The 9307-nt window shown below is 66.2% G+C and carries 10 protein-coding genes and 1 pseudogene; 6 read left to right on the top strand and 5 right to left on the bottom strand.

Annotated features, from left to right (window positions below):
- Positions 1 to 160: 160 nt before the first annotated feature.
- From ACFORO_RS14065 to ACFORO_RS14050, 4 genes are all read left to right on the top strand, one after another.
- Positions 161 to 1114, top strand: coding sequence for a hypothetical protein (locus tag ACFORO_RS14065; RefSeq protein ID WP_377873687.1), 954 nt, complete (start codon positions 161 to 163; stop codon positions 1112 to 1114).
- Between the two features lie 148 nt (positions 1115 to 1262).
- Positions 1263 to 1505, top strand: coding sequence for a helix-turn-helix transcriptional regulator (locus ACFORO_RS14060; protein ID WP_344281179.1), 243 nt, complete (start codon positions 1263 to 1265; stop codon positions 1503 to 1505).
- Between the two features lie 2 nt (positions 1506 to 1507).
- A complete protein-coding gene (locus ACFORO_RS14055) occupies positions 1508 to 2407 on the top strand; it encodes an ABC transporter ATP-binding protein (protein ID WP_377873688.1) in 900 nt (299 codons plus the stop codon).
- A complete protein-coding gene (locus ACFORO_RS14050) occupies positions 2404 to 3582 on the top strand; it encodes an ABC transporter permease (protein WP_377873686.1) in 1179 nt (392 codons plus the stop codon). The genes ACFORO_RS14055 and ACFORO_RS14050 overlap by 4 nt, the downstream gene beginning before the upstream one ends.
- Positions 3583 to 3710: 128 nt before the next feature.
- Here ACFORO_RS14050 and ACFORO_RS14045 read toward each other — a convergent pair.
- Positions 3711 to 3803: pseudogene (locus ACFORO_RS14045) on the bottom strand (MerR family transcriptional regulator); the annotation flags it as partial.
- 90 nt (positions 3804 to 3893) lie between these two features.
- On the opposite strand from ACFORO_RS14045, the gene ACFORO_RS14040 reads away from it, so the two are divergent.
- Complete coding sequence (locus ACFORO_RS14040) at positions 3894 to 4064, top strand: EthD domain-containing protein (protein ID WP_377873685.1); 171 nt, start codon at positions 3894 to 3896, stop codon at positions 4062 to 4064.
- Positions 4065 to 4166: 102 nt separating this feature from the next.
- Here the strand turns inward: ACFORO_RS14040 and ACFORO_RS14035 are convergent, their stop codons facing one another.
- On the bottom strand, positions 4167 to 4793 hold the full coding sequence (locus tag ACFORO_RS14035; protein ID WP_377873684.1) for a class I SAM-dependent methyltransferase: 627 nt from the start codon (positions 4791 to 4793) through the stop codon (positions 4167 to 4169).
- Positions 4794 to 4830: 37 nt separating this feature from the next.
- On the opposite strand from ACFORO_RS14035, the gene ACFORO_RS14030 reads away from it, so the two are divergent.
- Positions 4831 to 5268: a MerR family transcriptional regulator gene (locus tag ACFORO_RS14030; protein ID WP_377873683.1), complete on the top strand. Its 438-nt coding sequence runs from the start codon at positions 4831 to 4833 to the stop codon at positions 5266 to 5268.
- Here ACFORO_RS14030 and ACFORO_RS14025 read toward each other — a convergent pair.
- From ACFORO_RS14025 to ACFORO_RS14015, 3 genes are all read right to left on the bottom strand, one after another.
- Complete coding sequence (locus ACFORO_RS14025) at positions 5255 to 6613, bottom strand: cryptochrome/photolyase family protein (protein ID WP_377873682.1); 1359 nt, start codon at positions 6611 to 6613, stop codon at positions 5255 to 5257. The two genes, ACFORO_RS14030 and ACFORO_RS14025, sit on opposite strands and share 14 nt — an antisense overlap.
- Positions 6614 to 6676: 63 nt before the next feature.
- Positions 6677 to 7993 carry a citrate synthase gene (locus tag ACFORO_RS14020; RefSeq protein WP_354743096.1) on the bottom strand — a complete coding sequence of 439 codons (1317 nt, stop codon included), beginning with the start codon at positions 7991 to 7993 and terminating at the stop codon, positions 6677 to 6679.
- Between the two features lie 190 nt (positions 7994 to 8183).
- Positions 8184 to 9125 (bottom strand): carbohydrate kinase family protein, encoded by a 942-nt coding sequence (locus ACFORO_RS14015; RefSeq protein ID WP_354743094.1) that lies wholly within the window; start codon positions 9123 to 9125, stop codon positions 8184 to 8186.
- Between the last annotated feature and the right edge of the window lie 182 nt (positions 9126 to 9307).

Raw genomic sequence — 9307 nt, 5'->3', positions numbered from 1 at the left:
AGCCCTCGTCCTCACCCACCACGAACACCACGGACGCTACTGAGAAAACCTCATTGGGGACGATGCCACGAACGGGTGGTTATCGCGCGATCCGCGCACGACGGGACCGCTCGCGCACGTTTTACTCGCGTATTTCTCAGTTACCGCACAACCTGGACAGATGCGCAAAGGAAACTGGGAGCGGCACCCGGTGCTGCACGAAGCCGCCGGGAAGGTTGTCAGAACCGCCGAGCTCGAAGAACTGGGTATGTCCAGGAGCAGCATTTATCGTCGCTGTCTTCCCGGCGGCCCCTGGCGACGGCTCTTGCCTGGTGTCGTGCTGCTGCTCCCGTGCGAACCGGATTCGGCACAGCAGATCGAAGCGGCGTTGTTGCGAGGCGGCCCTGACTCGATGGTGACTGGTCTTTGGGCGGCGCGACTGCATGGGCTCAGCCAGACCCCGGAGCCTGACCAGATCCACCTACTGGTTCCGGACCGGCGGGAAGTAAGCAGCGTGGGCTTCACGCTCGTGGAACGCACGACTCGGCTTCCCCAGCCTGTCGCCAGGAACGGGGTTCCGGTAGCACCCGCCTACCGCGCGGTACTGGACGCAGTTAGGCGAATCCGCGATTTCGATGCGGTCCGGGCGCTCTTGGCCGAGTCTGTCCAACGACGGCGTTGCACCTTAGAACAGCTGACTCGCGAACTAAGCCGTGGTAGCCAGCGTGGGTCTGCGCTGCCGCGCCGCGCACTGACCGCGCTTCTGGCCGGTACACAGTCTGTCGCAGAGGCCGATGCTTGGGAAATCTGGAAAACAACAGGTCTGCCTGAAGCCGAGTGGAACGTCGTAGTCACTACCGGCACGGGCGAGTTCGTAGCCAGACCCGATGCATGGTGGGACGATGTCGCTTTAGCCTGGGAGATCGACTCACGAGCCTGGCACGAGAAGTGGGACGACTACTCAGCCACACTCCAGCGGAACGCTCGCTACGCAGCAGCGGGCATCGTCGTTCTCCAGACGCTTCCGATCAGGCTGCGTACCGAACCAGACCAGGTGGCGGCGGAGCTTCGCGCCGCGCACGAAGCCGCGGCACGCCGACCGCGTCCATCCGTAATCCGCCGTCACGCGGCCTGACCGACGAGCGCCCCAATGTGGCGTTGGGTGCGTCAGGCGCACCCAATGCCACATTGGGTGCGTCGCATGCACCCAATGCCACATTGGGGCGGGCAAATCCCGGCAAGGCAGCTTGACGCTTCGTTGGGTTTTTGCAACAGTGCGGTCCATGAGCCCGGTGCGGCGTGGCAAGGAGCTGCCGATCCACAACCGGCTGCCGGTGCTGCGCGCGGAGCGCGGGATGAGCCGGGCGGAGCTCGCCGAGGCGGTCGAGGTCAATCCGCAGACCATCGGGGCGCTGGAACGCGGGGATCATTACCCGAGCCTCGACCTGGCGTTGCGTATTTGCGCGGTGTTCGGCCTTCCGGTGGAGGCCGTGTTCAGCCGTGCGCCGCTGGAGGGGGACGCGTGACGCTGGAGATCGACCGGGTCAGCAAACGGTTCGGCACGAAGACCGCGCTCGACGGCGTGAGTTTCACCGCGGCGCCGGGCGAGCTGTTCGGGTTCGTCGGCAGCAACGGGGCGGGCAAGACCACCACCATGCGGATCGCGCTCGGCGTGCTGGAGGCCGACTCCGGCGAGGTACGGTTCGCCGGGCAGCCGGTCACGCACGACACCCGCGCGCAAATCGGGTACCTGCCGGAGGAACGCGGGCTGTACCCGAAGATGAAGGTCATCGACCAGCTCGTCTACCTCGCCGAACTGCACGGTCTCAGCACCAACGACGCACATCGCGCCGCCGAACTGTGGATCGCGCGGCTCGGTCTCGGGCCGAGGCGCAAGGACGACATCCAGAAACTCAGCCTCGGCAACCAGCAACGCGTGCAACTAGCCGCCGCGCTCGTGCACGACCCGGCGTTGCTGGTGCTCGACGAACCGTTCTCCGGCCTCGACCCGCTCGCGGTGGACGTGCTGAGCGGCGTGTTACGGGAGAAGGCGGCGACGGGGGTGCCGGTGGTGTTTTCCAGCCACCAGCTCGACCTCGTGGAACGACTGTGCGACCGAGTCGGCATCATCCGCGACGGCCGGATGGTCGCGGTCGGCACCGTGGACGAGCTGACCCGCGACGCCGGACGCCGCCTGGTCGTCACCGCACCGAGCGCGAATCCCGGTTGGGCGGCAACGGTTCCCGGCGCGCGCGTGCTCGAAGACCACGGCCCCACGACCGTTCTGGAGCTGTCGCCGAGCGCCGACGACCAAGCTGTCCTCGCCGCCGCTTTAGCCACCGGCCCGGTGACGGAATTCAGCCACCGCCGCCGCACGCTCGCCGACCTGTTCCGCGATTCGGTCGCCGCACCGGGAGCACCTCGATGAGCCGGATCCGCCCCACGCGCGCCGTGCGATTGGTGGCCAAACGGGAGATCAACGCACGGCTGCGCACCCGGTCCTTTGTGGTCAGTACTGCGGTGATGCTGTTGCTGCTGCTGGGTTACGTCGCCCTGCAGGCTTTCCTCGCCGGAGACCGGGAGACGACGCGCGTCGCGCTGGCCGGGCAAGCGCAGGGCATCGCGACGCAACTGGAGAACAACGACCGGCACCTCAAGATCGTCCTGGTACAGTCCGAATCGGACGGATTGACCCAGGTCCGCGACGGCGATGTCGACGCGCTCGTATCCGGCAGCGCTTCCCGGCCGCGGGTGATCGTCAAGTCCACTTTAGACACGCAGCTGCGGACTGTGCTAGATAACATTGCACAGCAACAGGTCTTAGACGCTCAGCTGTACTCCGCGAACCTCGACCCCGCCGCTGTCCACCAGGCAGTATCCGCGACCCACGCCGACGTGCAGGCTCTCGAACCGGTGGATCCGCAAGCCGGGACGAAGCTGGTGACCGGGATCGTGGTCGCGATCCTGTTGTATATCAGCATCATGACGTACGGGATGTTCGTCGCGCAGGGTGTGGTCGAGGAGAAGTCCAGCCGCGTGGTGGAAATCCTGCTCGCGACCGTCCGGCCGGTGCAGCTGCTGCTGGGCAAGGTCGTCGGGCTCGGCTTGGTCGGATTGGCGCAGCTCGCGATCCTCGCCGTGGCGGGCCTGATCGCCGGTGGCGTGTCCGGCGTGTTCTCGATCTCCAGCGTCGCTTTGGGGACGCTGGGCTGGGGTCTTGTCTGGTATCTGCTGGGTTTCCTCCTCTACGCGATGCTGTACGGCGCGGCGGGCGCGCTGGTGTCGCGACAGGAGGACACGCAGGCGGTCGTCGGGCCGGTGAATATCGCGCTGGTGAGCGGGTTTGTCGCGGGGATCAGCCTGCTGACGCAAGCACCGCACGGGACGGCCACGCGGGTTGTTTCGCTGATCCCGTTGCTGTCGCCGATCCTGATGCCCGCACGGATCGCGCTCGGGGCCGTCGAACCTTGGGAAGTGGCTTTGTCGCTGGTACTGACGATCGCGCTGATCGCAGTGGTCACCTGGGCGGGTGCTCGGGTGTACCGGAATGGAGTGCTGCGAGTCGGCAGCCGGGTGCGACTGGTGGACGCGTTACGCCGTTAGAGCACGCGGCTCGGCGAGGCGATCGATCGCCTCGCCGAGGACAGCCGATCGTGCTCTCGCCGCATCGTCGTCAGGGCACGGTGTGCCTTGCTCGCACTGGGTTCGGCCATGCACGGCACCATCTCGGCGATGACCCGAGTGGACAGTCCCGCGCCCAAGAACGCCCGGATGAGTTCGACTCGGCAGACGTGCTCGTCGTCGTAATGCCGCTGACCGCTGCCGGCCCGCTCGCAGCTTGCCTCTCACATGGATGTGAGCTTTTAACGTAGCTGACGGCACCCGCGCCGAGACCGCACGAGCAGGAGAAGCCCGTGATCAAGTTCGTCTATCTGATCAACCGCGTGAACGGCATGTCATTCGAGGAATTCGTCGAGTACCACCGCGACCGGCACGCACCGCTGTTCACCTCGATCCCCGAGGCGCACCGGTATGTACGCAACCGACTAGGTGTACCCCGCTCCCGCCTACGACGGGATCACTGAGATCTGGTTCAACGACTGGGCCGGCCACGACGCGTTCTTCGCGTCGGAGAACTACCGGACGCTGGTGAACCCGGACGAGGCGAAGTCGTGCTCTGAAGGCAGTCAGTCCTCGCCGGAAAACGCCAGGACGCACACGACTGGCGGATCCAAGTCCAGCATTTCGTTGCGGGGCCGGGAAAAGCCAGCCTCCGCGAGCAATTCGGTCAACTCCTCGACCACCGCAGCCGAGGTGACACCAGGCTGCCGTGGTTGAGATACCACTGCAACACGCCCGCCAGGCCGCAATAATCGAGCCAGTTCCCGCAGCCGGGCAACCGGTTCCGGCCACATGCCCACTGTATTGACTGCCAGCGCGGCGTCGAACGGCCCGTCGAGCGACAGATTCTCGACCGACGAGCACACCAACCGCACTCGCCGGGCTCGGATAGCCGCCCGATTCCGTTGTCGCGCTTGACGAATCACCACCGCCGAGTGGTCGACGCCGACCACGAGCGCCGCCCGGTCAGCCAGTGCCGCGACGGCCACACCCGGCCCGCAGCCGAGTTCGAGGACCCGTTCGGACGGCTGGATATCGAGCAATCGCACCGCCCACCGATTGCGCGTCACGTTCGACGAGCGCCGCCCCATGATCAACCCGGCGACGTGTCCCGGAATCCCGGTCGGCCGGTGAAACTGCGCGATCCCGCCACGCGGGCCCCACCATCGCAGCGCCCGTTCCATCACGTTCATGGGGCGAGCAAACCACTTCGAGTACGCTTGAAGTCAAATGACTGCCACCCTGTCCATTGGCGAACTCGCCGAGCGCACCGGCGTGCCGACGAGCGCGCTGCGCTACTACGACGAACTCGGTCTCGTCCGCCCGGCGGAACGGGAAGCGGGCCGACGGCGCTACGCCGAGTCAGCGGTCAAAGACGTCGGCGTGCTCCTCTTCTTCCAGGAGATCGGCTTCACGCTGTCCGAAATCGGCCGTTTCCTGACCGGCGAACAAACCGGCCGACAGGAAATGATCGATGCCAAACTCGCCGAACTGACCGAGCAGCAGCGACGCATCGAGGTGGCCCGCGCAGCACTCGAACACGGGCGGCAGTGCCCGGCCAGCGATCCCCTGAAGTGCCCGCGGTTCTGGTCGATCATCGAGGAACGACAACGCGGCCTATCGCTGGCCGAAAGCCACGAACGGGCGCACCACCCTAAGACTTCGTAATCGCCCCATACCGCTGCAACGCGACCTGCCGTTCCTCCGCATGGTCGACGATCGGCTCCGGATATCCCTCCGGACGCTCCTTCAGCACATGCACCGCTTTCCCTTCCACCCCACGCAATTCCGGCACATACCGCCGCACGTAATCGCCCGCTGGGTCGAATTTCTGACCCTGCGTGGTCGGGTTGAAGATCCGGAAGTACGGCGCGGCGTCCGTCCCGGAACCGGCGACCCATTGCCAGTTCAGCTGGTTCGACGCGAGATCGCCGTCCACCAGATGCCGCATGAAGTGCCGTGCGCCCCACCACCACGGCAAATGAAGGTCTTTCACCAGGAAACTCGCCACGATCATTCGGACCCGGTTGTGCATCCAGCCCTCGGCCAGCAACTGCCGCATGCCGGCGTCGACGATCGGGTAGCCAGTCCGTCCCTCGCGCCACTGCGTGAACATCTCTTGCGCGGTTTTGCCGGTGTCGTAACGCATTCCGTCGAAACGTCGATCGTAGTTCTTCCGCGCGGTTTCCGGCCGGTTCCACAGGACATCGGCGTGAAACTCGCGCCAGCACAGCTCGGAACGCAACACCTGCGCACCCTCGGACCGTTTGGCGGCCAGGTCGGCCAGCATCGTCCGCGGGTGGATCGCGCCCCACCGCAGATAGGGAGAAAGCTTTGTGGTGCCAGCATGATCCGGTCGATCGCGTTCGGAAGCATAATCCGCGAGACCGTCGGAGAGAAAGTCATGCCACACCGAAAGAGCGGCTTCCTCTCCGGCTGGCGGCAGCTCGCAGTCCACCTCAGGAGTTTCCGGCAACGCCGACGAGGAAGAAGGCTTAACCCAGTCCACAATAGACACATCGGTGCCCGCCGGACGGGGCCAGCCGTGCTGCGACCAAGCGCGATAGAACGGAGTGAAGACCCGATAGGGGGTACCGTCCGGCTTCGTAACCCGCCCTGGCGTCACGGCGTACGAAGAACCCGTCTCGACCCACTGAATTCGATGCTCTTCCAATGCGGAAGCCACAGCTTCGTCGCGCTCACGCCCATATGGTGCGGTATCCGCAGAAACATGCACTGCGGCCGCGCGGATCTCCCGTGCGGCGGCGACCACCTCCCGCGCCGGATCGCCGTACCGGATCATCAATCGCCCGGACAACGCTTTGTCCAGCTCTCGCAAGGAATTCAGCAGAAACGCGACCCGCGGCGAACCGGCGGGCTTGAGCAGCCGGTCGTCCAGCACGTACAGCGCCAGAATGTGTTTGCTGTGCTTGGCCGCTTCAAAGAGCGCGGCATGGTCTCGCAACCGCAGGTCCCGGCGGAACCACAGCACGACCGGCGCTTCCATCGTCATGCCGCACAACGATAAACGCCCCGCCGCGCGAAGGCACGGCGGGGCGTTTCACCAAGCGGTGACTCAGCGCTCCGACATCGGGATGTAGTCCCGGGACGCGTGGCCGGTGTAGATCTGGCGCGGGCGGCCGATCTTCGTCTGCGGGTCGTTGATCATCTCGCGCCAGTGCGCGATCCAGCCGGGGAGCCGGCCGAGCGCGAACAGCACGGTGAAGTACTTCGTCGGGAACCCGAGCGCGCGGTAGATCAGACCGGTGTAGAAGTCCACGTTCGGGTACAGCTTGCGCTCGACGAAGTAGTCGTCGGAAAGCGCGGTTTCCTCGAGCTTCTTGGCGATCTCCAGCAGCTGGTCGCCGCCCTTGAGCTTGCCGAGAATCTCGTCCGCGGTGTTCTTGATGATCTTCGCGCGCGGGTCGTAGTTCTTGTAGACCCGGTGCCCGAAGCCCATGAGCTTGACACCTTTTTCCTTGTTCTTCACGCGGTTGACGAACGTCGCGACATCGCCGCCGTCGTCGCGGATGCCCTCGAGCATCTCCAGCACCGCCGCGTTCGCGCCGCCGTGCAGCGGGCCGAACAGCGCGTTGATGCCCGCCGAGATGCTGGCGAACAGGTTCGCCTCGGACGAGCCGACGAGCCGCACCGTGGAGGTCGAGCAGTTCTGCTCGTGGTCGGCGTGCAGGATGAACAGCAGGTCGAGCGCCTTCGCGACGTCCGGGTCGACCTCGTACGGCTCGGCCGGGAAGCCGAACGTCATCCGCAGGAAGTTCTCGACCAGGCCCAGCGAGTTGTCCGGGTACAGCAGCGGCTGGCCGACGGACTTCTTGTACGCGTACGCCGCGAGCGTCGGCACCTTCGCCAGCAGGCGGATGGTGGACAGCTCGACGTTGGGCTCGTCGAACGGGTTCAGCGAGTCCTGGTAGAAGGTCGACAGCGCGGAAACGGCGCTGGACAGCACCGGCATCGGGTGCGCGTCGCGCGGGAAGCCGGAGAAGAACGCCTTCAGGTCCTCGTGCAGCAGGGTGTGCCGCTGGATCCGCTCGGTGAAGTCGGCCAGCTGGGCCTCGGTCGGCAGCTCGCCGTAGATGAGCAGGTAGGACACCTCGATGAAGGTGGACTTCCCCGCCAGCTGCTCGATCGGGTAGCCGCGGTAGCGCAGGATGCCCGCATCACCGTCGATGTAGGTGATGGCCGACGACGCGGCTCCGGTGTTGACGAACCCGGGGTCGTAGGTGATGTACCCGGTCTGCGCCAGCAGCTTTCCCAGCTCGATCCCCGGCGCGCCCTCGACCGGGTTGACGACCTTGAACTCGTGCTCGCCACTCGGCAGGCGCAGCGTCGCGGTTTCGCCGCCGGACTGCCCCGCATTCGTCGCGTCGGACATGCAGGTCCCTCTCACGTTGGGCACGGGACGGCGGCGTCTGCGGGTTCCGCAGTAGCCACGTGTTCACGCGAGGAAACACGCGCCTCGCTGCACACCGACCCGCTGGGTATGAATTCACCACTACGCTAGTCGAAGGGTGGGTCAATCCGCACTCGCTGCGTTGCCCCAAAAGGCCCCATTGGGACCAGGTTCACACGGTGGCCGCCATATCCGCCGCGGTCGGCGGCTCCGCTCCGCTCCGGGAAACCGTGATCGAGGCCGCTTTCGCCGCATAAGCAAGCGCTTCGGTCCACGCGCCGGCGTCGAGTGCGGCCAGGTCGCGCACCGTGCGCTCGTGCAGCCAGGCCAGCAACGCGCCCTGCACGGTGTCGCCAGCGCCGATCGTGTCCGCCACCGCGACCTTGCGGGACGCGACGTGGGCCAGCTCACCAGCCGAAGTGATCACAGACAAGCCGTCCGCGCCCCGGGTGAGCACGACGGCGTCCACACCGGACTCCACCCACGATTTCGCCGCGGCCACCGGGTCGGCTCCTTCGGCGAGCCACGCGGCGTCGTCGTCGGAGATTTTCAGCAGCCGGACGTCGGGCAGCCACGACGCGAAGCGCGCGCGATAAGCCGCCGGGTCGGCGATGAGCGCCTCCCGGATGTTCGGGTCGAGCGCTGTCAGCGTCCCACGCGCGGATTCCCGGCGCAGAATTCGCTCGTACGCGCTCGCGCCGGGCTCCAGCACCATGCCGAGCGTTCCGAGCGACAGCGCGGTGGTTTCTTCCGGCAGCGCACCAGGATCGGAGACCAGCCGATCGGCGGTTCCCTCGACGTAGAACGTGTATTGCGCGGCGCCGCGTTCGTCGAGCGCGACGACAGCGAGCGTCGTCGGCTCGTTGCCGCGCTGCAGCAACGAAGTGTCGACGTGCGAAGCGGAAAGGCGATCCGCCAACGCGACGCCGAACCGGTCAGTGGAAACCCGGGACAGGAAGGACGCGGGCACGCCGAGCCGGGCCGCGGCCAGCGCGACGTTGTACGGCCCGCCGCCGAGTCTCGGCAGCAGCGCGCGCAACCCACCGTCCACAGTGGAATCCAGCGGTTCACCCGGAACGAGGTCGACCAGCGCCTCTCCACCCACCACGATCACAAGCGGCGAGTGTAGAGGAACCGGCGCTGACAATTCCTGTCCATGACCGGCGGCGCCGCCGAAGTCCGTGAAGGGTCCGCTGATTCCCAGTGCCAGGAACTTGAACCGCGAACCCAGCGAGGGCCGTGAGGGGAACCCTGAGGGAATGAACTGCTCCCCGGGAGTTGGACTGGGAATCGAGT

This window comes from Amycolatopsis halotolerans, from assembly GCF_042647905.1.
Classification (GTDB): domain Bacteria; phylum Actinomycetota; class Actinomycetes; order Mycobacteriales; family Pseudonocardiaceae; genus Amycolatopsis; species Amycolatopsis halotolerans.
Note: the sequence above shows the minus strand (reverse complement) of the source record. Positions and strands in the feature narration are given on the sequence as shown.